Origin of the sequence: Halanaerobium saccharolyticum subsp. saccharolyticum DSM 6643 (assembly GCF_000350165.1) — a bacterium.
Taxonomy (GTDB): domain Bacteria; phylum Bacillota; class Halanaerobiia; order Halanaerobiales; family Halanaerobiaceae; genus Halanaerobium; species Halanaerobium saccharolyticum.
Map to the genome: position 1 here is coordinate 373,745 of NZ_CAUI01000023.1, position 24,760 is coordinate 398,504.

Here is a 24,760-nt window from a genome sequence, read left to right on the forward strand (position 1 = left end):
CCGTTCCCTTTTAAGTGCTTTAAAAAAAATAGACACTTTAAAAGAAGAACGGGGCTTAATTTATTAGTTAAAAAAATAAAGTATTAACCTAATTATAATATTTAAAAAAATACTTAAAACCAGCATTGTGGCCATTGGAAAGTAGAAAGTAAAATTTTCTCTCTCCACTTTTAAATCACCTGGTAAATTTCCAAACCAGGAAAATGAAGCTCCGGCAAAATAAATTACTGCTCCAACTAAAGCAATTATAAGAGCGAGTATTATCAACAAAATACCAATATTTTTATATTCGTCCATCTGCCAAAACTCCCCTCCTAAAAAATTATTTTAACTTTTTCATCTCTTCAACAACCCAATCTCTAAACTGCTTTTGATCAATTCCTACTGCCAGCTTCACATTTTTTTCAGCTGTATATCTAGCTGCTAAATCGGCGACTGTAGTTCCAGCAGCCGGGCCAGCAAGCGCCACTTCTAAATAAGTTTTTTGAAATTCAAAAATTTCTGGGCGTAAAAGATAGCAGATCGTACAGATATCATGCATCATTAAACCAACAGTTTCTAAATTGCCACCGCGATAGTGGGTAAATAAAGAATAGAGCATTTCTCCTGCCTGACCCAAAGTTTTTATTTCTTCTATATCGTTTTTATTTAAAACGGCTTTGCTGGTTGTTCTCAGACCAAAAATAGTTATTGGCAGCCCTGAGTTAATTACCATCTGAGCTGCATGAGGATCAACTTTAATATTAAACTCAGCACTAGAATTAGTATTGCCGGCGATTGTGGAGCCACCCATAATCACAATTTCTTCTATTTTATCCTTAACTTCGGGATACATGCTTAAAAGTAAAGCTGCATTTGTCAGGGGACCGATTGTAACCAGAGTTATTTTTTCAGCAGCAGCTAAAATTCTATTTTTCATCTCAACTGCAGCATGTTCGGACAGCAGCTGCCTGCTGCTTTCGGGAAAATCATAACCACTCATTCCTGTTTCCCCGTGAAACTGACTTGCATCCTCATACTCTCTTAAAAGAGGTAGAGAATTCCCCCGGGCCAGAGGTGTATCTTTCTCAAAAAAATCTAAAATCTTTTTAGCATTTTCAGTTGTATAATTTAAATTAACATTCCCGGCAACCGTAGTCAGCATTTCTACTTCTAGTTCTGAATTATTTAAGGCAATCGCCAGTGCTGCTGCATCATCTATTCCGGGATCTGTATCTATTATTATTTTTCTTTTCACTAAATCATCTCCTGTTAATCATTAATATATTTATAACCTGCCCCAAGCAGCGTTATCCAGTCAGATTTGACCAGCTATAATTTAACTGTAGTCAGATAGTTATATCCTTCAACTTCAGCCGGGCTTTCACTTAATTTTTCAACTTTAAAATCCTGCTGCTGATGATCTGCAGCCAGCCAGAGGTGAGCCAGAGCAATCCCCATATCAATTTTATTCATTTTTTCATAGAAAAATTTCTTAATAAAGTTGGGCTCTACCTGGTATAAGTGAATCTGGTCTTTTTCTGAAATGAAATACCAGGGCTGTCCATTTGTTGCAGATGGTGCCAGCCTGACTGCTTCTAAGAGATCATAATGCGTTTCACCCTTTTTTATTTCTGAAAGAGATTTACGATCAAAATCTTCAATTGAATCACGGTGGTTTTCTGCTTTAGAATTACCAAAGACTAAAGTTATCACATATTCTAAATCTGACTCTGCTATTATCTCTTTTTTAGGCTTAGCCATTCCAAACCAACAGCTTCCTAAATCATTTTTTGAAAGATATAAATCAAGCTGCTGCAGAACAAAACCTGCATTTAAAAGATAATCACCTTTAGCCTCCGAAAAAAACTGAAGATAATGAGGGGCTTTAATAGGAATTAAACTTTTTACAGCCTCAGAATCAACAATTTTGGTTTCAAATTTAATCTCTGGATCTAAAAGCTCTGCCTTATTTAAAAAATCTTCAATATCCTGCAGCTGATCCTGACTCAGCTTTGCTTGCTCATATTTTCTGACTGACTGGCGTTTATAGATTGTCTGATAAAGTTCAGATTTTAGTTCTTTAGTCATCCTAGACTGATTCATCTTATATCTCTCCTATTGTGTTATTCTTATTATTTAAACTTAAATTAGACAAAAACTGCTCTAAAATAATTTAATAAGCAAGAAGTTCCTGTATATCATCCCAGCTGATAGCTTTAATTGGATTAACATTATTTTCAATTATATTATCAAATAAATCCTGTTTTTTCTGCTGCAGTTTCAACATCTTTTCTTCCACCGTGCCCCTGGTGATTAACTTATAGACCATCACTCTATTTTCCTGGCCCAATCGGTGGGCACGATCTGTTGCCTGCCTTTCTACCATTGGATTCCACCAGGGATCAACATGAACAACCATATCAGCAGCAGTTAGATTTAGGCCTACTCCACCTGCTTTTAGACTGATTAGAAAGACTTTAACCTCTTCGTTACTGTTAAATTCTCTTACTTTCTCCATTCTTTTTCGAGTTGAGCCATCTAAATAGAGATAGTTAATTCCATCTTGATCTAAGTCATTTCTAATTAGTTTAAGCATTTTAACAAACTGGCTAAAGACAATAATTTTGTGGCCTCCACTTAAGGCATCTGATAACAGTTCTCTTAAAGCATCAAGTTTACCTGAATTATGGGCCTTCGCATCTTCTCCCAAAATCAAAGCAGGATGATTACAGATTTGGCGCAGTTTTGTTAAAGCAGCTAAAACATTAATCCGCGAGCGATTAAAACCTTTTTCTTCAACTGTCTGATAGAGCTCCCCCCTTACTTCCTCGAGCACAGTCTGATAACTGTCTTCCTGAAGTTGAGTCATACTTACAGGGTGGACATTAACTATTTTATCGGGAAGTTCTTTTAAAACCTGATCCTTGCGGCGCCTTAAAATAAAGGGTGCGACTCTTTCTTTTAACTCTGTCATCTTTTCTTTCTCATTATTCTTATTTATTGGATTTAAAAAGTGTTTCTTAAAATAGCTGTAATTTCCTAAATAACCGGGCATCAAAAAATCAAAAATCGACCAGAGTTCCTCTATAGAATTCTCAAGCGGGGTTCCTGTTAAAGCAAGGCGAGAACTGGCCTGAATATTTTTAACAGCCTTAGCCCTTTTTGTCCGGTGATTTTTAATATGCTGAGCTTCATCCAAAATTGCGAAAGAGAAACTTATATTTTCTTGATCTAGCTCTACTACATCTCGGCTGATAGTCGAATAAGAAGAAATTATTAAATCATAATCACTAAAATCCTGGCGCATTTCTTCTCTCTCTGCCGGAGTTCCATAATAGACAAGGGTTTTTAAATTATCGAAAAATTTATCTGATTCCTCCTGCCAGTTGTAAATTAAAGTTCTAGGACAGAGCACAAGTGCCGGTTTTTCTGGTTCAACGCTTTTTAAAAGTGTCAGCATCTGCAGTGTTTTTCCTAAACCCATATCATCCGCTAAAATACCGCCAAAATGATATTTATGCAGAAACCGCAGCCAGTTATAGCCATTTTTTTGATAATCACGCAGCTTATCTTTAACTTCAGCTGGTATATTTCTTTCTTTAACCACATTTAGACCACTAATCTCATCTTCTAATTCATTAAAAACTTTATTACCTTTAAAATTAATACCGCTTTTTTCAACTAAATTCTTATAATAAAGCAGATTATGATAGGGGGCTCGATAACCATCAGCCTGTGTTTCAGCATCTTTTAGCATCTGTTCTACCTTTTCTTCCTGAGCACCACTTTCTAAAATATAGTAGTGATTATCAAGTTTAACATAAGCTTCTCCATTTTTATTATAAGAGATTAGCTGCTGCAGTTCTTGCCGGGTATATGTTTTACCACCAAGATTGTAGCTGATGCTGAAATCAAACCAGTTTATTCCCTCACTGTCTTCAATTTCAATGATCGGCTCTAATTTTACCTCTTTAATTTCTATCTGATCAAAACTTTCGCTGCGCTCAACATTCCAATCCTCAGGTATATGAGTCATTCCATCAGTGATAAATTCCTGAATTTCATTGTTATCTTTGATAATAAAATGCTCGGGTCTAACTTTAAAATTATAGTCTTCTAAAAAATTAATAACCTCTGCTAAAGCTTTATTATCTCTTCCATACCAGAGCTTTGGATCTTCCGAATCTTTTTTATAAATATTTTCATCAGTGTTAATCCCCAGCAGTTCGGTGTTGCTGTATTTTTCACCTGCAAATTCAACTTCTAACTGACAGCTTATTTTTTGCTGAGTATAATCAAGTTTTAAGTCAATTTTAGGACTTTCTTTAATTAGTTCATAACCTTCCAGTTCTTCTGAACGATCAAGCTCAAGGTTTTTCTCTAAGGTTGGTATTATTTCAAATAAAAATTCTCCCTGCCTCTGCTTAGGTATTATAAAGTTAGTTGGAAGTTCAGAAAAATTATAAAAATCAACCTTATGAATCGTATTTCCAATCATTGTCCAACGGCAGCTTTTTTCATCTCCCTGATAAATAGGAAAGTCATCTTCTTTTAAATCAATGCTAATTTCATCTAAATTACCTTCCAATTTAAGTTCCGGCCGCAATGTTTTTCCTTTTTTAACTATAATCCCATTTTCTTCTAAAGTTAATTCGAATTTCTGACTTAAGTTTAAAATAAAGTCAAGATTTTCTGTGTTTTTATTTAAGCGCAGTGAACAGCCTCTGCCTTTACTCTTTTTTAGATCTGACAGTTTTTCTAAAAGTTCTAATTCTTTACCATAAAAATATTTTTGCAGCAGACTCTCTTTATAGTAGGCATACTGCTTATCTTCATTTAATGATCTAACCACTTCTTCAAGCTCCTGCTGACTTAGATAATCTGTATCAAAAATAATTTTAAAGTTTTTAAGTTCCATATTTGAAATACCCTTAATACTATATTCTAATTTTGGCATTTCACTTTCATCATAGTTTTTAGTAATCTCCAAAAGCTTTTTAAAACTGCGATCAGCAATTCTTTTTTCAACAATTCCAGTTTCAACTTTATTTTTAGCTGCTTCTTCTTCTGTAATTTCGACTTCTTGAACAGCTTTTGGCTCATAATTTACTTTAGGAGAACGATAATCTTCTTCCATAAATTTATAAAATACAGCAACTTCGTGTTTGCAAAACTCTTCCCAATCATAGGGACAGCTGCAGCTGCTGTCAATATCTATACCTTTTTCTCTTAATCTAATTTCAGAATTCACCTCATATTTTTTGGTACCTGAAACTCGAGCTGAAATCTGATAATGATTTGGCTTAACTTTATTAATCCTATACTGCAGAACCCGACCGCGATTATAATAATTAATTCCACGCTGATATATTTTATTTGAAACTAAGTTTTTAATGAATTCTTTGCTGCTCATTCTTTCAGCTCCTGCTTTGTTAACTTTTTTCAACCATTTTTTTAAGCATCTTTTCAGAAAAGTTTTTAACTTCCTCAATTTCATTTTCTATTATTGCCTCTACAATTTTTAAGTTCAACTTTTGATATTCGTGAACGGCAATATTTCTGAAACCAACCATAGCTTTAAGCTTTTCAGCAGTCCTATTTTCAATTAGATCATTCTCAACTAAAAATTGAAAAGCATCTCTACTGCTTTGGGGAACTCCCAATTCTAATTCAGCAACCACATGCATTGCAATGTCGATTGCTGCTTCTGAGAGACGCTGAATATTTAAAATAATCGAATCCTGTTTTGTATAATTCTTCAAATTTGCAGGATTATTCTGATATTCTTCATTAATTCTTTTTAGACAGCGTTTAACTGTTTCGTTTTTATTAATTAAAATATCATCCATTTCCAGCACCTCTTTCAATTTTTTCTATAATTTCTTTTCTTTCCTCATTTAAACGAGCATATTTTTTTAAAGTAAGAAGTTCAAATTGCTGTTTCTGCTGCTCATTTTTTGCAAAAAGTAAATCCCCTTGAATGATTTGAGTTTTAAATACTGTAGAAGCCTTAGCTAAATCAACTAAATCTATGTCAATATTTAATTTAGAGGCTAATTTTTGAGCTGTTAAAAAACGCTGATAATCATCAATCTCTTTCGACGATAAAAAAGCCAGATCCAAATCACTGTCATCTCTCGTTTTACCGACAGCATAGGATCCAAAAAGATAGATCAATTCAGCCTCCAGCTCTTCTATTAAAAATGATTTGATATAATCAAGATCTAAATCCATATTAAATCCTCCATATTAAAGGCTCCAAATTCAAGTCTATATTTTATTATATTATATTTAGTTGGAGAGAACAAGCATCAACTTCAGATTTAGAAGCTTCAAATACTTTTTTATTTTATCTTTACCAGAACTTTGCTGACCAAAGATTAATAACAATTTGACATTTAAACAAAAAAAATACTCATACCTTTTACAATATGAGCAATTAATCTTAGTTAATATATTAAATCATTTTAAATTCTTAAATTGCAGTGTTAAATTAAATCATCAATTATTTTTTCAATACCTGTTTTAAATTTCGCTGAAAAATCTCATTATCCGGTTCTTTTTCAATTGCTTTTTTGAAAAATTGTGCTGCTAAATCTGAATTCCCAAGATTATTGTTGTAAATTGCCCCGATTTGATTATAAATATAACCAGTTTTACTGTAGTACTCTGAAGATTCTTTTAAAAGTTCAATACTTTTTTGCCAGTTTTCATTTTTTTGTTCCTCAATAGCTTCTTTAAGCAGCTCAAAATGTTTTAAATAATTTTCTTTTAATTCATCACTACCACAAATCACTTCTTTTTTAAGCTCATAAAAATCTTTTTCAGGCTCAATTTCAATAGCTTTATTAATAGCTTTTTCAGCTTCATCCCATTTTCGCTGCAGCAGGTTTACTTCTGCCAGGGTAGCCCAGATATAATCATGCTCAGACTCAATCTCAATAGCCCGGTGTAAATATTTTTCTCCTTCCGGCAGCTTATCCTGTCCAATCAAAGCGCCACCTAAATTAAAAAAGAGCATTTCTCTATCTACTAATTGACTGTCCTTTAGTTCAGACAAAATTTCTTCTGCTTCTTTATAATATCCCTCATCTAATTTTTTGATTCCTTTTTGTAAGCTCGTTTGTCTTTGATTTCTTGAATAAAGTTTTTAATTTTATTTAACATTTTATCATCCTTTTTTTAAGTTTTAGTATCAACATTTTAAGAAATTTAAATAATCTTATAATTTAATGATACAAGTTATTCCGACTTATTACAATAAAATATCGCTAAAAAACAAAAAATTACCCACATCTTTCTAATATGGGTAATTATTAAGTGCTAATTATTATTTAATTAATAAACCCTGATTATCAAAGAGCTTAATTGTTTCTGCTTCAATATTGATAGCTACTTGATCATCCTGTTCTAAATCCATTCCTGAATGTTCAGAAACAGTAATAATTTTATCTTCCCACACAACCTTAAAATACCATTCTGAGCCAGCCGGTAGGACTGAATAAATTTCCCCTTTATATTTAGCATCTGGACTTTCAGCTATTGGCCTAATTTCTATATCCTCAGGCCGAATCCCGATATTAATTTCTGCTCCAGCTTCAAGAGCATCAAACTTTTTATCAGCAAGTAAAAGTTCAAGCTTTTGAGACAGCTTTGCTTTTCTAACTCCAGTTTCAATTTTTAACTCTGCCTCAAATAGATTTATTGGAGGATTCCCAATAAACTTTGCCGTAAATAAATTTGCAGGCTGATCATAAACATCCATCGGCCCAGCATACTGCTGCAGCAAACCAGAATTCATTACTGCTATGTTGCTGGACATTGTCAGAGCTTCTAACTGATCGTGAGTTACATAAATAATTGTAGAATTTAATTCATTGTGCAGTCTTTTTAACTCAGCTCGCATATCCATTCTAAGCTGTGCATCTAAATTAGATAACGGTTCATCCAACAAAAGAATATCATAATCCATAACTAAAACTCTGGCAATAGCTACCCGCTGCTGCTGTCCACCAGAAAGCTCATTTGGATATCTTTCTAAAAGATCAGCAATCGCCAGAATATCTGCTACTTTCTTTGTTTTTGCTTTAATATCCGGCTTATTATTTATCTGCAGCCCAAAAGCAATATTATCAAAAACTGTCAGATGAGGCCAAAGCGCATAACTTTGAAAAACCATCCCCAATTTTCTTTTTCCTGGTGGTACATAGATATTTTTTTCTTTTGAATATACGCATTCATCTTTAATCCATATCTCTCCAGCTGTTGGTCTTTCTAAACCTGCAACCATTCTTAGAGTTGTTGACTTACCACAGCCTGAAGGCCCTAATAAAGTTGTAAATTCTTTTGCATCTATAGATAAATCAAGATTTTTAACAGCGGTAACATCTCCGAATTTTTTTGTGATATTTTTTAATACTATTTCTGCCATTATTAGCCTCCTAGTCCTTTAGATAAATCTGTTCCCATAAGGAAACGACTTAAACTAACCAACATAATTATAATTAAGATTAATAAAGTAGTTACTCCATTAGCAATCGGATACCAGCCACGCTCAGTATACATTACTGTAATTGAAGTAATTACTTGATTTCCTGGTGATACAAGTAAAACAACAAGACTTAATTCTCTCATAGCAGAAATAAAAGGCAATAACATGCCTGAAAAAAATGAATGTTTCTGCAGTGGAAAAATAATTCTTTTCATGCGGGTAAACCAGTTGGCTCCAAATAAAATTGCTGATTCTTCAAGCTCAGGTCCAATCTGCCTCATAGCACCAATTCCTGCCCTAGTTGAATAAGGAAGATATTTAACCACACAGGCTACAACTAAGAGCCAAAAACTTCCATATAAACTTGGAATAGGTCCTCTGCGAACAGCAAATAAAGCTAAAATTATTGAACCAAAAGCAATACTTGGAATCATATATGGTAAAAAAGAAAGTTGATCTAAAAAATTGGCAAATTTAGTTCCTCTGAGTCTGACTACAGTGTGTCCGACTAAAATCCCAATAATACCTGTGATAATAGCTGTAATAAAACCTAACTGCAGTGTATTTAACATTGCACTTTGAAATCTTGAATTTAAGAGGATTCCTCTTTCACCTGTCGCCAGTCCAAATTCTCTAGTTGCTTCCCCAATCCAGTTATGCAGTGAAAAATTTGAAAGTTCATAATGGCCAGGGATCAACATAAAGGAATCAATAGCTAAAATGCTAATTGGAATTACAGAACTTGCAATAACAAAAATCAAAGCCAATACAGCTATCAGATTTTTATACTTCCCCAGGTCAATTTTATTACTATCTCCACCTTTTCCAGAAACAGTAACAAAACTTTTTCTAGCTCCAATAACCTTTTGATCCATATAAAGTATTAAAATCCCCATTAAAATCATAATAAAAGCAACAATATAGGCTGAACCAACTCGTTGTCCAACCAAACTAGACTCTAACCTGGTTGAAAGCACATAAAAATTTACAGGTCCACCCAAAAAGTGCGGTGCCCCAAAAGTTCCTAATCCTCTGGTAAAAGTTAAAAGAATGGTAGAAAAAATTACAGGCGTTAAAAGTGGAATAATAATCTTTTTAATAATTGTAACTCTACTTGCTCCCAGTAGTTCAGCTGATTCTTCAAGGCGGGTATCAATTCTATTTAAAGCACCACCTAAAAGCATAAAACCAAAGGGGAAATAATGGAGGGAAAGACAAATAATTATTGGTAAAATACCGAAAGAAAACCAGTTTGGTAATATGTATCCGGTCAAACTCTGAAAAATACCAGGAGTTCCTCCAACTCTAGGATTTTTAAATACTGTCATCCAGGCTAGAGCTAAAGTCCAGGAAGGCATAATATATGGCAGAAGAGCTGCATTAGAAATCATTTTTTTAAAAGGCATATTTGTTCGAACAACTAAAAATGCCAGTACCCCACCAATGATTAAGGCCAACAGCGAAATAGCCGTAGCAATAATTAAGGAATTAAGAAATGGTTTATAAAAAGCTGTCATCGACATCTCACTAAAAAAGTTATAAATCCAGTGAAAGAAAGTGAAAGAACCTATCTCTTTTCCAACTCGAAAGCGCTCCATTGGATGAACAATAAATGTTTCAGATAACATAATATATAATGGATATAATACAGTATAAATCAGAAAACCAATTATAATAACACTAAAAACATTGGTCATATTTAAATTTAATTTTATTTTCCACAAAAGATCTTTGACTATAGATTTTAATTTCAAATTATCTTCACCTCACAACAATATAATTTATTAATAGCCCCGTCTAATATTAAACGGGGCTATTAAGTTTAAACTAAAACTAATTTTACTGAATACTTCTCTGCCAAACATCAGTAATAATACCTCTCTGCTGTGCGGCAAAATCAGGATCATAAGTCCATAAGCGTTCTTCCCAGTAACCCCAAGGCTTATCCATTGGGTGAAATTCAACATTTTCATTCATTGAATAGACACCAATATCATCAGCCCAAGGAGAAAATCCTTCAGGGCCAACTAAAAAGTTAGCTAAAACTTTAGCTGCATTTGGATTTCTTGCTTCACCTGCAAGCTGCACATAAAGCCCGTAATAGTAACCAAGATTAGGCTCAATATTCCTCATATAATCTAAAGCAAGATTTTTATTTTCTATATCTCTATGCTTTGAATATACATAAGTAAAACCCAGAGGAGGATCTTCTTGACCTCTAGTACCTACAGCTTCAGAAATCCTGGTGTCACTATCCATTACCACTGGATCATTCTGTGCTAAGCGCTTAATAAATTCTAAACCTGCATTGTCTTCAGTAATCTCTAAGGGCTCACCATAAAATTCTTCATAGCTTGCAGCCATTTCATCAGAACGTCTTACTATTTCAGAGAAATAATTTAAGTGTTCACCGGTGATTTGTGGATCACGAATCATAAAACGTCCAGCCCACTCAGGATCAGTAAACTGCCAGATATTTTCAATTGGTTCTTCATAATACACTTGAGTGTTATATCCGTAAACTCTATTTATATAACCTAAAACCAAAGGCTCATGATATTTTTCTGGAATATTGGCTTTAGCTTCTGGTGGAATATAATTTACTAGATATCCTGGTCTAATTAAGAGTTCGCGCATAGTTGTTAAATCTTCAATAATTACTATGTCAATATTTTGCTGACCAGTTTGGGATTCTGCTCTCACTCTTTCGATTAACTCAACTTCACTTAAGCGATGAGCATCAACTTGTATTCCATACTCTGCTTCAAAAAGTTCTGCTGCATCATACACACGACTTGTTGTTGAATAAATTGTTACTTCTCCCTCTTCTTTAGCAGCTGCAACAATTTCTTCCCAATTTTCCTGAGCCTGCACAGAAACAGCAACAGTTAAAAGTAAAACAGCTAATAAAATTAAAGATATTGATCCAGTAATAAATTGTTTTTTAAGTTTCAAAATAATCCCTCCCGTTTTTTAATGAATCTCATACTAAAAAAAATATACCGTTAAATTATACCACCTCCATCCAAAAAAAAATTGCTATAACTTTATTTTTGTTTTAAAATTAAGAAAATTTTCAATATTATACTTAAATATTTCTACATTAATATTTAAATCCCTTTTTATATTTTAACTTTTTAATTAAATTTTTATTTTTTTATTAATTTTACCTTTTTATCTAAAAAACAAAAAAATTACCTACATAATTCTAATGTAGGTAATTTTATAACTAAGCCTAATTAATTGAAGAATTATTATTTAATTATTTCTTTAACTCTACCAACCGTTCCACTTTCGAGCATTACTTTTATTCCATGGGGATGATTAGCTGAATTAGTTAAAATTCTTTTAACTGTACCTTCTGTCAGCTTACCGCTTCTTTGATCCTTCTTTTTCACTACTTTAACCTTTAAACCTTTTTTGATATTAGTTCTCTTATTTCCATCCATAATTTCACCCTTTCTTTAATATATTTATTGGTACCGAATACAGTAAATTTCTTTGATATCTGGTACCAAATTATTGGTAGCAAATTATTTAAATTTCAAATAATTGTTCAAGTTCCTTTTTATATTTAGCAAAAACATCTTCTCTGATGCAATAGCAGACTCTAGGGCCATCGATTCTTCCTTCTATCCAACCAGTCTCTTTTAAGATTTTAAGATGCTGAGAAACAGTTGATTGAGCGATTGGGAGTTGATCAACTATACTGCTGACCATACATTGATTATCTGAGGGTAATTTAGCCAAGATCTTTATTATTCTAAGTCGGTGGGGATGACTCAACCCTTTTGCCAGTTCAGATAGTTGGTTTAACTCTTCAGCTCTAATACTTTTAGTCATTCTAACCACTCCAAATTGCTGCATTTATTTTTTTGCTCTAATATAGGCTGAATAAATATAATTATTGATATCTATTCCAGAAATCCAATCCTCCACTATTTCAGCACTATTATTTTTTCTTTCAACTTCGATATTTTTAAATTCCAACTCATCTAAAATTGAGAGCAATTGATCTTTTTCAATGCTTCCTGTTATACAGCTGCTAAAATTATCAAGATTGTCTTTAATTGCTGCTGGAAAATCTTTAGCCTTTAATATATCAGAAATAGCAAGTCGACCTCCATTTTTCAATACTCTTTTTGCCTCAGCAAAAACTTTTGCTTTAGCTGGAGAAAGATTAATCACACAATTTGAAATAATAACGTCAATACTATTATCAGCCAGCGGCAGCTCTTCGATTTCCCCTAGTATAAATTCTACATTATTAATCCCATTTTTAACTGCATTAGCCCTGGCCTTTTCTATCATAGCCTCTGTCATATCAACACCTATAACTTTTCCATTTTCACCAACTTGTCTGGCAGCTAAAAAAACATCAAAGCCGGCTCCACAGCCTAAATCAAGAACTGTTTCTCCTGCCTTTAAATTTGCAATAGCCCCTGGATTACCGCATCCCAGACCATAATTTGCTTCTGCAAAAGCTGATTCAAGTTCCTCAATACTGTAGTCCATTTTTGCTGCCAGTTCTTTTGCTTTATCTTCTTTACTATCTGAACCACTACAACAGGACGAGCTGCAGCCACAACCACTTTGGTTTCTAGTTACTACTTCTGTATAATTTTTCTTAACCTTATCTTTAATTTCTAAATCTTTGTTTGCCATAATCAATCCCCCCTATATTAAAATTATGCATCTAATACTAACTACTATTGATATTATAACACATTTATCGTTAATCGCAAATGAACGATAAATATATAATTTACTTATTTTTAAAGGATAATTTTAAATTATGAATAAATATTATAATAACTACATTAAATTAGGGAGTGATATTGTGAAACATTCTACAATTATGGCGATTTTGATTGATCAAAGAACTGATGCAGCACCTGAAGTCCAGAAAGTTTTGACTGATAATGGCTGTTTAATTTCAACCCGGCTGGGAATGCATGAAAGCAGCAGCTGTGCTGAAGAAGGCATGATTATCTTAGACCTTGTTGGTTCTCAAGCAGAAGTTGCTGAACTGCAAGAAGCATTAACAGAGATTGAAGGCGTTAAAGTTAAGAGCATGGAACTTGATTTTGAGTAAATTTTAAAAAGCCCATTCTATATTTTAAAAATAGAATGGGCTAAAATATTGTCTATTAAATTCACTTATAACTTTTCCAGTTGTGAATCTGGATTACAGCCATTGGAATAACTACTGCGACAGCTGCAGGCAGCCAGAGTGAGGCTTGAACTGGAACAGTAGAAAGAATCCCCTGTAGTGCTGGTAAATAAATTGCTGCCAGTTGAAAAATAAAACCGATTCCAACTGCAAGCCAGAGATATTTATTTTCAAAAACTGTTTTATCAAAAGCAATACCTGACTTACGGCGAGCATTAAATACATGGAAAAGTTGAGTAAAGGCTAAAACTGAAAAACTTAAGGTTCGGCTTAGTTCTAAACTATAACCACTTTTTAAAGCCCAGACATATAATAACATTGGTCCGACAGCTAAAATAATACTATGAACTGCAACCTTCTTTTTAAAAGATCTATCCATAATATTACGCTCAGTCTTAGCTCTTTCTTCCATAATCTTATCTTCTTCTTGTTCCCAGGCTAATGATAACGCTGGAAAAACATCTATTACAACGTTAATCCAAAGAATCTGCATTGCAATTAAAGGTAAGGGTAAATTGAAAATTATACCTAGAAAAATATATATTATCTTACTTAAGTTATTAGAAAAAAGATAATAAATGAATTTTTGGATATTATCAAAAATAACTCTTCCTTCTCTAACTGCTGTAACAATTGTAGCAAAATCATCATCAAGCAGGATCATATCCGAAGCTTCACGAGCCACTGAAGTTCCCCTTTTGCCCATCGAAACACCAATATCAGCTTTCTTAAGGGCAGGAGCATCATTAACTCCATCACCCGTCATTGCAGTAATTTCCTTTTCTTGATTTAAAGCATTGATAATCTGCAGTTTATTTTCCGGTGTAACTCGAGAGAAAACTGAATTACTTTTAATTAATTCCTTTAATTCAGAACCAGAAGCAGCTGAAATCTGCTGACCGCTGACGACATTATCACTACCAGTTATTCCGACCATTCTTGCAATAGCTGCCGCCGTATCCATCTGGTCTCCAGTAATCATCTTAGTCTTAATACCTGCTTTTTTCGTCTCTTCAATGGCCTTTTTAACTGATTCTCTGGGAGGATCAATAATTGCTGTTAGAGCTAAAAAAGTTAATCCCTCTTCAATATTATTATTAATCTCAGCTTCAGAATTTAGATTTTCACCTGTTTTAAAAGCAACTCCCAAAATTCTAAGGCCTTCTTCTCCCATTTTTTTATTTTCTTCTTTTATTTCTTCTTTTTTAGCAGCGGTTAACTCTTTAATTTCTCCCCCTGACAAAATTGAATTACACATTTCTAAAACAACATCCGGGGAGCCCTTCAAATAAAGATGTTCCTTATTTTCAGCTGTGCTGTAAGCAACAGCCATGTACATTTTTTCTGAACTGAAAGGGATTTCAGCCAGTTTCTGATAACCCTCTTCTTTTAGACCTGCTTTTGAAAATCCAGCTTTTCTCCCGGCTGTTAAAAGAGCGCCCTCGGTTGCTTCTCCGAGAACAGTATATTCTCCATCTTCCTGTTTTAATTCTGCAGAAGTACAGAGCAGAGAAGCTTTAAGAGTCAATTTTAAATCATCAGCTTTACTTAAATCAATTTTATCACCAGCTTTAGAAAAATCTCCCTCTGGTTGATAGCCGGTACCACTTATCTCTATTTCTTGATTATCTAAATATATTTTTTTTAAAGTCATCTGGTTTTCGGTAATTGTTCCGGTTTTATCTGTACAGATAGTAGTGACTGAGCCCAGAGTTTCAACTGCTAATAATTCTCTAACAAGCGCCTTATGTCTAACCATCTTCTGCATCCCGATTGCTAAAGTAATAGTAGCAATAATTGGCAGTCCTTCAGGCACAGCTGCAATAGCAAGGGCAATCCCTGTTTTAATGGTTTCATAAACAGGTCTTCCCATGACAATACCCAGCACAGTTAAAATTGCAATTACTACTAAAGTAATTTTAACCAGAGATTTACCAAGTTTATCAAGTCTTTTCTCAAGCGGTGTTTTCCCTTCTTTTGTTTCATCAAGCATTTCTCCAATTTTACCGATCTCAGTCTTTTCAGCAGTAGCAGTAACAATTGCCTTCCCTTTACCGCGGGCTGCTGTTGTTCCCATATAAACCATGTTAGTTCTTTCAGCCAAGGTCTTTTCTTCTTCAAAGTTAGCTGCAGCATCTTTACTTACACTTTCGGATTCCCCTGTTAAAGAAGCCTCATTAACTGTTAGATTAGTAGATTCAAAAAGTCTTGCATCAGCCGGGATCTGATCTCCTTCTTCAATAAAGATGATATCTCCTGGTACCAATTCTTCTGCTTTTATCTCTTTTTTAGTCCCTGAGCGCAGAACTAATGCCATTTTACTTAAAACATTTTTTAAAGAAGCTACGGCTTTTTGGGCCTGATATTCGGTCACAAAACCAATTATTGTATTAAAGATTATCACAGCAAGTATTGCAAAGCCTTCTAAATTGTCACCTATTAAAAAAGCCAGTCCAGCTGCAATTATCAAAATAATAATAATTAGATCTTTAAGCTGATTTAATAGAATCTGCCAGAATGAAACTCCTCGAGATTCACTCAGCTTGTTTTTCCCATATTCTTCTTTCTTTTTTTCTACAGCATTTTGAGTAAGTCCCTGACTAAGATCTGTATCAAAATCTTTGACTATATTATCTATTTTTTCTCTATAATATTTTTGACTCAAGCTGCATCACCCTTTATTTTTTCCAGCTTCCCCTGCTGAAATCAATTGCATCATTCCATTTTGCGACTAAAGCAGTCACAGCAAGGTCGCCGGTAACATTATTTACTGTTCTAAATCTATCTAAAATAGGATCAATTCCTGCTACAAAACCAACAACCGAAAGTGGTAAACCAAGTTGAGTTAAAACAAGTGTCAGCATAATTAGCCCACTACCCGGTACACCAGCAGTTCCAATACTTGCCAGCACAGCAGTTACAACAATTGTTGCTTGTTGAGCAATAGTTAATGTCTGTCCGATCAAGTTAGCAGCAAAAACAGCCGCTACTCCCTGATACATCGCTGTTCCATCCATATTAATTGTAGCTCCTAATGGTAAAGTGAAACTGTAAATTTCTTCGTCTATACAAAGATTATCTTCAGCATTTGCCATCGAAACTGGCAGTGTTCCACTGCTTGATCTAATACTTAAAGCTGTAATCATTGCATCTTTTATTCCCAAAAGAAAGCTTGTAGGTTTCTGTTTTAAAAATCCCTTAACTATAATTAAAAGATGGGTAATAGTTATATGAATAATAACGGCTAAAAATAAACTTAATATTAATTTAGCAAAGGGTATCAAGGCATCAACACCTGTTTTAGCAAAAACCGAGGCCATCAGCGCAAAAACACCAATAACTCCATACTCCATAACTCCCCAAACAACCTTAAACATTGCCTCTGCACCAGCTTCAACAATATTAAAAATACTTTCCACTCCAGCTTTGACACTACCTTCAGCCTTTTCCTGTAAAACTGCTAGCGCCAGCCCAAAGACTATGGCAATGAAAATTGTCTGCAGCACATTACCTTCGGCAAAGGCTGAAAACGGATTGTCAGGCACGATATTCATAAAAACTTCTGCTAAAGATGGTGCCTCTTTTGTCATGATCTCTGCTTCAAGTGGTAAAGTAAGACCAATACCTGGTGCTATTATATTTGCGGTAATTAAACCAATAACAATTGCCACAGCTGTTGTTATTAAATATAAAGCAACAGTCTGGCCTCCAACTCTACCCAACTTGGAAGGAGTTAAACTTCTCATTCCAGCAACCAGAGTTAAAAAAACAATTGGAATTACAATCATTTTTAATAGTTTAATAAAAAGTGTTCCCAGTGGTTCTAAAACAAGTACTGATTCTCCTAAAAACAATCCTAAAAGTGACCCTAAAATAAAGGCAATACCTATTCTCAAAACAAGTGGTTTTGATTTATAGAACTGCCAAATTGTCGATTTCGTCTCGTCCATTTTTTTATCATTCCTCTCTACTCTCTAAATTTTTATGTTAATTAATTTTTATTTAAAAGGAATCAAATCATTCCTTTATAGTTTTCATATTTATTTTTTACAGCCTCTAATTCCTTTTTATCAATAAGTCTTAAAAAAGCCGCAGCAGCCCGAGGTGAAAACTGACTTCCTTTGTTATTTTTAATCTCTTTTATTGCTGCTTCTTTAGAAAGTGAATCTCTGTAAGAACGGTTAGAAGTCATTGCATCCCAGGCATCAGCAACAGCAATAATTTGAGAGACAAGCGGAATATCCTCAGCAGCTAAACCTTCTGGATAACCGTATCCATCCCAGCGCTCATGATGATAGAGCACATATTTAGAAATATGTTTTAAAGTTTCAGAGTCAGCAAGGGCTCTACTGCTCCAAACAGGATGTTTTTTTATAATATCATATTCAAATTCTTCAAGCCGCTCAGTCTTATTTAAAATTTGCACTGGTACCAGCAGTTTACCGATATCATGTACCATACCGGCCCAGTAAGTATCAAGTACAGTTTCTTCGGATAAACCCATTTCTTCTGCAATTAGCATTGATAAATTAGCGACATTTTCGGAATGACCTTTAGTATATTCATCATAGATTTCCAAAATTTTTATAATAGAAGAAATCAACTCTTTAGTAAACTTCCCCTGCAGTCGATCAAATCTCTTATAAGCAAAAAAGGAGGAAGCGAGAGTTGAAAATGATTCTAAAATATGAGTAGTTCCCTGATTAAAATTTTGCTCACTATTTTCAGCAATATCAAGTGAAATCCTACCTACAACTCTATTTTTTACTTTAATATCAATATACATTGATTCTTTAATATTTTTTAGAGCTTTTTTGAAATCCTTTTTTTTAGCTGAAGTTAAATCATCAATATTCACTGAATAATTTTTTGAAAAATTAACGCCTTCACTATCAAAATCCAAAAGACTTTTTTCAAAAATATTAATTTGCTTCAGAGCATCTATATCATGACCAACAGCTTCTATAAAATTGCACTGTCCATTTTCGATCAGGTATATTTTTCCATAATCTGCCTCTGGTATAATTTCGATTATATTATACAGTAAGTCTGATAAAAATTCTTCTTCATTTAAATTTGATTTTTCATTCAAACTATAAACAAAACTAATCATTTTAACAAATCTCTTATTTAATTTTTCTAAAGATTTTAAGGAAGCATCAAGTTCCTGATTTATAGTATCTATTTTTTTATTAGATTCAATTAATTTTTTATTTTTTGCTTCTAGTTTTTGGTGCTGCTTTCTTAGATCATTTAAATATTTTTTAAATAAAAAGTAAAATATAATAGCAGTAACAATTACATAGAAAATACCTTTATATGTCTGCAGCTGATTTAGTTGAACACTATCTCCAATAAAAAGCAGCAAAATTTTATCTGAAAAATATATCCAGCCAAAGCCAATCAGCAAATAAATCATTACTATCTTAACTTCTTCTTTTAATTTCAACATATCAGCCCCTTAATCTATTTGAGATTAATTAATATTTCTACAGACTCGATTGCGTCCATTTTCTTTGGCTTGATATAAAGCCTGATCTGCTCTTTTAATTAAAGACATTAGATCATCTTCATCATCTTGATATTCTGCCACTCCAAAACTACAGCTTAAATTATTATCTTCACTACAGTTATAATAATCAATAGCTTCATTTAATCTTTGAGCAAGCTTTTCAGCATCTTTTAAACTAGTTTCAGGACAGATAATCATAAATTCATCTCCACCATAACGAGCTAAAATATCATGTTTTCTAATCTTTTCTTCAACTATCGATACTATTTTTTTTAAGATTTGGTCTCCTACATGATGACCATAATTATCATTAAATTCTTTAAAATAATCAATGTCAATCATTATTAAAGATAGCTTGCTTTTATATCTTTTAACCCGGTCTATTTCTCTTTCTAATTCTTGGTTAAATTTAGCTCTGTTATAAATTCCAAGCATTTTATCGGTTTCTGACAAGATGGTTTTTTCTTTTAATTCTTTTCTTAAATTTTTAACTATATTTTTAGATGTATTATGCAATACTTTAGTTACAAGAAATGCAATCGCCAAAACAGTTAATAAAACCACAAGTATTATCTTATATGAGATTCTACCAATCGTATCATAAATCAAAGAAGCGGAAGTTTCTGCTTGCAAAAAATAATCAGTGTTATTTAATTCTCTTATTTCAATGATCTTATCTGCTTTAATTCCACTATTCAGTACAGGCTCTCCCCTTAGAATATTATAGTCTATTTCTTCAGGATTTAACTGTCTTAATTCTGAAAGTATAGCATTTAAATCATAAATTATATAATCACTACCCAGTCGATTTCCCGCATCAGTTAAGATAGATGACTTAACAATAATATATCTTTGATCAGCGGTGACCAGTAAATTATCAGCTTCACTTTCTAGAAAGCCATTATTAGCCAGCAGCTCTAAATAATCTCCTCCATAATTAGCTAAAATTCTACCATCAACAAATCTATAAGCTGCAAGTAAATGTTTATGAATAGCAGCTCCATCCTCATATTTAGGCTGAGTATATTCCTGGAGTTCCTGATAATTAATTTCCCCCGCCTGATATTTTTCTAGCTCTCTTCTAATCATTGTCCTGCTTGATAAACTCTCTGCACCTTCTAAAGCCCTATTTAAATGATTTTCTAAAGTGATTTCAGCATTAGAAACCATATTTTTAAAACCTTGATGTAGTGAATCTTCTAATTCATTTTTTAAAGGAATATACACGCCAAAATAAGATGCAAAAATTATTATAACAATGATTATAGCAAAAATATTTTTTAATTTATTAAAAAGTCTATGCATAAAAAAAACTCCAATCTTAAAATAATTTCGTTTGACGTTATCAACCTAAATTCCCTTATCATTATATAATTCACTAAATTTATGAAATATCCTTTAATTAATTATTTTTATCCTGTAGTTCTAATATCTAGCACAATTAACTTTTACTTTAAAGCTTATTTGAAGTTAGATAGTAAAAGCAGCTAGCAAAATAATCAGCTAACTGCTCTTAAATTTTATTATTAATTTTTATAAATTATTTCTTCTGTAAACTCTTCCATTAATTCAAGGTATTCTTTTTTTGTTAGTGGTGCTTTAAAATCTTTAATTATTTTTTTAGCTTCAGCAGCATTATCATAAAGAAGATCAACAACTGTCATTGCCAGAGCTTTAATTGGTAAAATATAGGCATCATCTTTATTCTTAGTTTTAAAGTTCCTGGTATGAAGATCTCCAGCTACTCCACCGAAAAATGGATGTAGAGCAGGCATTAAATGCGATACGTCTCCAAAATCAAAGGAACCCGTAAAATCACCACCAACTGTAATTTCTGCTTCATCTACTAACTCTAAAAGATTTGACTCTAAAATTGAATCTAAGCCTTCATTATTTAAAAGGGGTAGATAACCAGGGATATCAGTAATTTTTACATCTGCCCCAACTGCCATTGCTCCTGCTTTAAGAGAACGATCTACCTTTTCATTTGCTTTTTTAATGGCTTCAATATTTCGAGCCCGAACATAACTTTCCATCCTCACATCTGCCGGAACAATATTAACTATATCTCCACCTTTAGTAATTATTGGATGAACTCGAACTCTATCTGCCTCAGCAAAAGTTTCTCGCTGGGCATTAATATTATTCATTGCTAAAACAGCAGCATTTAAAGCGTTGACTCCTTTTTCCGGAGCTGAGCCTGCATGAGATTCTTGACCAATGAATCTAATGTTTTTACCGACAAAGCCATTTCCCTTAGGAGCAACTAAAGCCTTTTTGGAACCTAAATCAAGAGCATGCATCATGATTGAGATATCTACATCATCAAAACTACCTCTTTTTATTAATTCCTGTTTACCACCAAAGTAATTTATTTTACCTGCTTCTCTAAGTTGATCCCGGTATTCCAGTTCAATAAATTCCTCGGCTGGAGTAGTGATAAAATTAAGAGTACCAGCTAGTTCAGACTCTACTCCTGCTTTTTTAAAAGCAGCTGCAACTCCATACATTACTCCCAGTTGAATATTATGACCACAGGCATGGACAGCATTAGTTTCTGGATCGGCATCAGGATGTTCTGAACAAGTAACTGCATCTAGTTCTCCCAGAACAGCAATTTTAGGCCCCGGATTTTCCATTTCCAGTAGAGCATTAATCCCACTTAAATTCTGATGTTCTTTAAAATCAATTTCTAAATCAGAAAAAGCCTCTGCTATTATTTTAGTGGTCTTCTCTTCTTTATAGCCAAGCTCTGGATTTTTATAAATCTCATCAACGAGCTCAACAATTTTACTGCGATTATTTTCAATAGTTTCGATTATCTTTGCTTTTATTTCGTTTTTCTGCAAAGTTAACACTTCCTTTTTTAACTTTAATTAAATAATACCCTGCATTTTAAGGACTATGTGGGCTACGATTGCAGAACCAAAATATGTACCAATAAATACTGCAATAGCAATAATAAATACTTTCCAGCTCAATTTTTTTAATTTCTCAATCTTATTTCCAACAGAAATCCCTGCAAAAGCCAAGATCGGGGTTGTTGTACCTAAAAAATTAACCTCGTTTGTATACTTTAAAAACAGGTCTGCTGTTGGCATAAAAGGCATACTTAAAATTAAAGCAGTTAATGATGCCCAGGCAAATGCCGGAAACTGCAGCTTAGGAAAACTATCTTTAATAGTCAGTGCTAAAAAAGAAATTAAAATAACTAATACCATTCCCGGTAGGGCTGGTAAAATAGGAATTCCATAACCCAGTCTCTGACCAATTAAGATTAGGACTCCAACAACAATCAGCATCTTTAAATATTCTAAACTTCTATCAAAATTAAGGCTCATTATTCATCACCTCTATCTTTTTTGGACAAAATAGGACTGAGCTTATCATAAAGGAAATTAACTAACGGTAGTCCCAGGAATATAACAGAATATAATCCAGTTACTCCAGTCAGCATATTACTGGTAGCTGCATAAGCTAAGATTTCATCTTTCATTGCTGGTACTGATTCCGCAAGTGCACCAGAAGCAGCTGCCATCATCGATCCACTTCCCATTCCACTTGCCATTGCAAGTGCTAAAGGATGAAGACCTGTTGCTGCTGATATACCACCTAAAAGGCCGAAGAAAATTGTACCAAAAACTGTTCCCATTAAATAAGTACCGAGTACTCCTGTACCTTCTGGAGATGAAATTCCATATTTTTCTCCAATTACCCCAAGGGTAGGTTCGCGGGAAATACTGGCAGTAGCACCAACAGCTTCTCTTTTCATTCCTAAAAGCAAAGCCAGAGGTAAAGCAATAAATATTGTACCTAAGTTACCTAACTCCTGCAGTAAGAATGCAGGTCCAGCTTTTACTACTTCCACAATATTTGGTCCTACAAGGGTTCCATATTTTACTCCTAAAGGTAATAAAGCTATCATTACGTATGTGCCTGCATTCTCAACTTCTTGCATCGAAATAACTTTTTTAAGAGCTTTAATTTTACTACCTAAAAGATCAGGTGTAATTAACATTCCAATAATCACAGCAAATAACATTGGCAGTAAGACTACCTGACCAGGTCCAAGCTTAAAGGTTTTTGTGCCGAAAAGCTCAGTCGCTGCAACAATCAGCAGCACTGAGATAAATAATTTTAAAAAAGAATTAAAATCATTTCCCTGCCTAATTTCTGCTTGCTTTTCTTTATTTTTTGCCATCTTAATAACACTCCTCAATTCTTTAACTTCTCATATTTTTAATAATTAAAAAATAATTACCTAAAAGTTTAGCTAATTTTGCTTAACTTCTACTTTAAGTCTAACTTTAAAACTAATAACTTTCTTCACCTCCTCTTTCAAATTTTACATATTATTTAATGATTCTTGATAATATTTTAGAACTTATTAAGTTTAGAGTCAAGGAATTATCAATTTAATTTAGAAAAGTATACATGTATACAGCTGTATTTTCAGTACTTTTATAATTTTTTGTGATTTTATTATTTATCTTAGCTAAAGCAAACTAGAAAAAAGCTGTTTCTTATTTAAGAAACAGCCAGAGTTTAAAACTTCTAATTTAAATTTTACCTATTATAATACTAATTGATTATTTTTCCATAGAATCATCAAAAGCCAGATTGGATGGCGCAAAATCAACATTACGAACAAAGTTAAGAGCTTCTTCAGCTCCATACATTCTATCCATCCCACTATCTTCCCATTCAACAGAAAGGGGGCCAGTATAATTCATTTTATTTAACTCTCTTATAATCTCATCAAAATCTATATCTCCATGTCCTAAAGACCTGAAATCCCAACCCCGACGGCGATCACCAAAGGGTAAATGAGAACCTAAGATTCCTTCCCGTCCATTTAAGCTTACAGCAGCGTCTTTCATATGAACATGATAAATTCTTTGACTAAAATCTCTTAAAAATAAATAGGGAGTCATTCCCTGCCAGATTAAATGGCTGGGGTCAAAGTTAATCCCAAATTCAGGCCGCCAGTCAAATTTATCTAAAAGCTTTTTTGTAGTGTAGAAATCAAAGGCAATTTCAGTTGGATGAACCTCTAAAGCAAATTTAACCCCATTTTCTTTAAAAACATCTAAAATAGGATTCCAGAGTTCTACTATTTGATCAAATCCTTCTTCAATCATTGCTTCTGTAGTTTGAGGAAATGAATAAAAAAACTTCCAAATTGGTGAACCAGTAAATCCTGTTACTACCTCAACTCCTAAATTTTTAGCAGCAGCGGCCGTTAGTTTCATCTCTTCTATCGCCCATTTTCTAATTTCATCAGGCTGACCTGCATATTTTTCTGGAGCAAAATTATCAAGTCTGGGATCATAGCGATCACCAACACACTGACCGGCAAGATGATTACCAATAGTCCAAACTTGCAAATTATTTTCAGCTAATATTTCAAGCTTTTTTTCAACATAAGAACTATCTTCTGCTGCTTTTTTAACATCTAAATGATCACCCCAACAGGCAATCTCTAAACCATCATAACCAATTTTGTCCATTGTTTGAGCCACTTCTGCAAAGGATAAATCTGCCCATTGTCCTGTAAAAATAGTTACCTTTCGACCCATTTTCTACACCCCTTTAAATAAAA

The 24,760-nt window shown here is 33.4% G+C and carries 22 protein-coding genes; 1 reads left to right on the plus strand and 21 read right to left on the minus strand.

Annotation, left to right across the window (positions count from 1 at the left end; translation table 11 throughout):
* Positions 1–63: 63 nt before the first annotated feature.
* The 13 genes from HSACCH_RS11940 to arsM form a co-directional block, all read right to left on the minus strand.
* The gene (locus HSACCH_RS11940) at positions 64–297 is read right to left on the minus strand and encodes a DUF2905 domain-containing protein (RefSeq protein WP_005490111.1); all 234 of its coding nucleotides are present in this window, start codon (positions 295–297) and stop codon (positions 64–66) included.
* 25 nt (positions 298–322) lie between these two features.
* Entirely contained in the window at positions 323–1,237 is a 915-nt protein-coding gene (gene rihC, locus HSACCH_RS11945; RefSeq protein ID WP_005490112.1) for a ribonucleoside hydrolase RihC, read from the minus strand.
* 74 nt (positions 1,238–1,311) lie between these two features.
* Positions 1,312–2,085: a nitroreductase family protein gene (locus HSACCH_RS11950; protein WP_005490114.1), complete on the minus strand. Its 774-nt coding sequence runs from the start codon at positions 2,083–2,085 to the stop codon at positions 1,312–1,314.
* A gap of 70 nt (positions 2,086–2,155) precedes the next feature.
* Positions 2,156–5,428 (minus strand): DEAD/DEAH box helicase, encoded by a 3,273-nt coding sequence (locus tag HSACCH_RS11955; RefSeq protein ID WP_235044022.1) that lies wholly within the window; start codon positions 5,426–5,428, stop codon positions 2,156–2,158.
* Positions 5,415–5,831, minus strand: coding sequence for a type VII toxin-antitoxin system HepT family RNase toxin (gene hepT, locus HSACCH_RS11960; RefSeq protein ID WP_005490117.1), 417 nt, complete (start codon positions 5,829–5,831; stop codon positions 5,415–5,417). The genes HSACCH_RS11955 and hepT overlap by 14 nt, the downstream gene beginning before the upstream one ends.
* Positions 5,824–6,216 carry a type VII toxin-antitoxin system MntA family adenylyltransferase antitoxin gene (gene mntA / locus HSACCH_RS11965; protein WP_005490118.1) on the minus strand — a complete coding sequence of 131 codons (393 nt, stop codon included), beginning with the start codon at positions 6,214–6,216 and terminating at the stop codon, positions 5,824–5,826. The genes hepT and mntA overlap by 8 nt, the downstream gene beginning before the upstream one ends.
* Before the next feature lie 271 nt (positions 6,217–6,487).
* Positions 6,488–7,042, minus strand: coding sequence for a tetratricopeptide repeat protein (locus HSACCH_RS11970; RefSeq protein WP_005490119.1), 555 nt, complete (start codon positions 7,040–7,042; stop codon positions 6,488–6,490).
* A gap of 270 nt (positions 7,043–7,312) precedes the next feature.
* Positions 7,313–8,413: an ABC transporter ATP-binding protein gene (locus tag HSACCH_RS11975; protein ID WP_005490121.1), complete on the minus strand. Its 1,101-nt coding sequence runs from the start codon at positions 8,411–8,413 to the stop codon at positions 7,313–7,315.
* Between the two features lie 2 nt (positions 8,414–8,415).
* Positions 8,416–10,227, minus strand: a complete 1,812-nt coding sequence (locus HSACCH_RS11980) for an ABC transporter permease (protein ID WP_005490122.1) — start codon at positions 10,225–10,227, stop codon at positions 8,416–8,418.
* 85 nt (positions 10,228–10,312) lie between these two features.
* Positions 10,313–11,428: an ABC transporter substrate-binding protein gene (locus tag HSACCH_RS11985; RefSeq protein ID WP_005490123.1), complete on the minus strand. Its 1,116-nt coding sequence runs from the start codon at positions 11,426–11,428 to the stop codon at positions 10,313–10,315.
* Between the two features lie 299 nt (positions 11,429–11,727).
* Positions 11,728–11,922: a YwbE family protein gene (locus HSACCH_RS11990; protein WP_005490124.1), complete on the minus strand. Its 195-nt coding sequence runs from the start codon at positions 11,920–11,922 to the stop codon at positions 11,728–11,730.
* A gap of 88 nt (positions 11,923–12,010) precedes the next feature.
* Complete coding sequence (locus HSACCH_RS11995) at positions 12,011–12,316, minus strand: ArsR/SmtB family transcription factor (RefSeq protein ID WP_005490125.1); 306 nt, start codon at positions 12,314–12,316, stop codon at positions 12,011–12,013.
* Between the two features lie 24 nt (positions 12,317–12,340).
* Positions 12,341–13,138 carry an arsenite methyltransferase gene (gene arsM / locus HSACCH_RS12000; protein ID WP_005490127.1) on the minus strand — a complete coding sequence of 266 codons (798 nt, stop codon included), beginning with the start codon at positions 13,136–13,138 and terminating at the stop codon, positions 12,341–12,343.
* A 175-nt stretch (positions 13,139–13,313) separates the two neighbouring features.
* On the opposite strand from arsM, the gene HSACCH_RS12005 reads away from it, so the two are divergent.
* A complete protein-coding gene (locus tag HSACCH_RS12005) occupies positions 13,314–13,568 on the plus strand; it encodes a hypothetical protein (RefSeq protein ID WP_005490129.1) in 255 nt (84 codons plus the stop codon).
* Between the two features lie 61 nt (positions 13,569–13,629).
* Here the strand turns inward: HSACCH_RS12005 and HSACCH_RS12010 are convergent, their stop codons facing one another.
* The 8 genes from HSACCH_RS12010 to HSACCH_RS12045 all read right to left on the minus strand — a co-directional run bounded on the left by HSACCH_RS12010 (position 13,630) and on the right by HSACCH_RS12045 (position 24,737).
* Positions 13,630–16,311 carry a cation-translocating P-type ATPase gene (locus HSACCH_RS12010; protein ID WP_005490131.1) on the minus strand — a complete coding sequence of 894 codons (2,682 nt, stop codon included), beginning with the start codon at positions 16,309–16,311 and terminating at the stop codon, positions 13,630–13,632.
* Between the two features lie 13 nt (positions 16,312–16,324).
* On the minus strand, positions 16,325–17,596 hold the full coding sequence (locus HSACCH_RS12015) for a dicarboxylate/amino acid:cation symporter (RefSeq protein WP_040477493.1): 1,272 nt from the start codon (positions 17,594–17,596) through the stop codon (positions 16,325–16,327).
* A gap of 62 nt (positions 17,597–17,658) precedes the next feature.
* The gene (locus HSACCH_RS14055) at positions 17,659–19,098 is read right to left on the minus strand and encodes an HD domain-containing phosphohydrolase (protein ID WP_005490133.1); all 1,440 of its coding nucleotides are present in this window, start codon (positions 19,096–19,098) and stop codon (positions 17,659–17,661) included.
* A gap of 24 nt (positions 19,099–19,122) precedes the next feature.
* Complete coding sequence (locus HSACCH_RS13620) at positions 19,123–20,463, minus strand: GGDEF domain-containing protein (RefSeq protein WP_005490135.1); 1,341 nt, start codon at positions 20,461–20,463, stop codon at positions 19,123–19,125.
* Between the two features lie 221 nt (positions 20,464–20,684).
* A complete protein-coding gene (locus HSACCH_RS12030; RefSeq protein WP_005490137.1) occupies positions 20,685–22,007 on the minus strand; it encodes an amidohydrolase in 1,323 nt (440 codons plus the stop codon).
* 27 nt (positions 22,008–22,034) lie between these two features.
* The gene (locus HSACCH_RS12035; RefSeq protein ID WP_005490138.1) at positions 22,035–22,499 is read right to left on the minus strand and encodes a hypothetical protein; all 465 of its coding nucleotides are present in this window, start codon (positions 22,497–22,499) and stop codon (positions 22,035–22,037) included.
* The gene (locus HSACCH_RS12040) at positions 22,499–23,359 is read right to left on the minus strand and encodes a DUF3100 domain-containing protein (protein WP_005490140.1); all 861 of its coding nucleotides are present in this window, start codon (positions 23,357–23,359) and stop codon (positions 22,499–22,501) included. Before HSACCH_RS12040 ends, HSACCH_RS12035 begins: the two co-directional genes overlap by 1 nt.
* Positions 23,360–23,747: 388 nt before the next feature.
* Complete coding sequence (locus HSACCH_RS12045) at positions 23,748–24,737, minus strand: sugar phosphate isomerase/epimerase family protein (protein WP_005490141.1); 990 nt, start codon at positions 24,735–24,737, stop codon at positions 23,748–23,750.
* Positions 24,738–24,760: the final 23 nt, after the last annotated feature.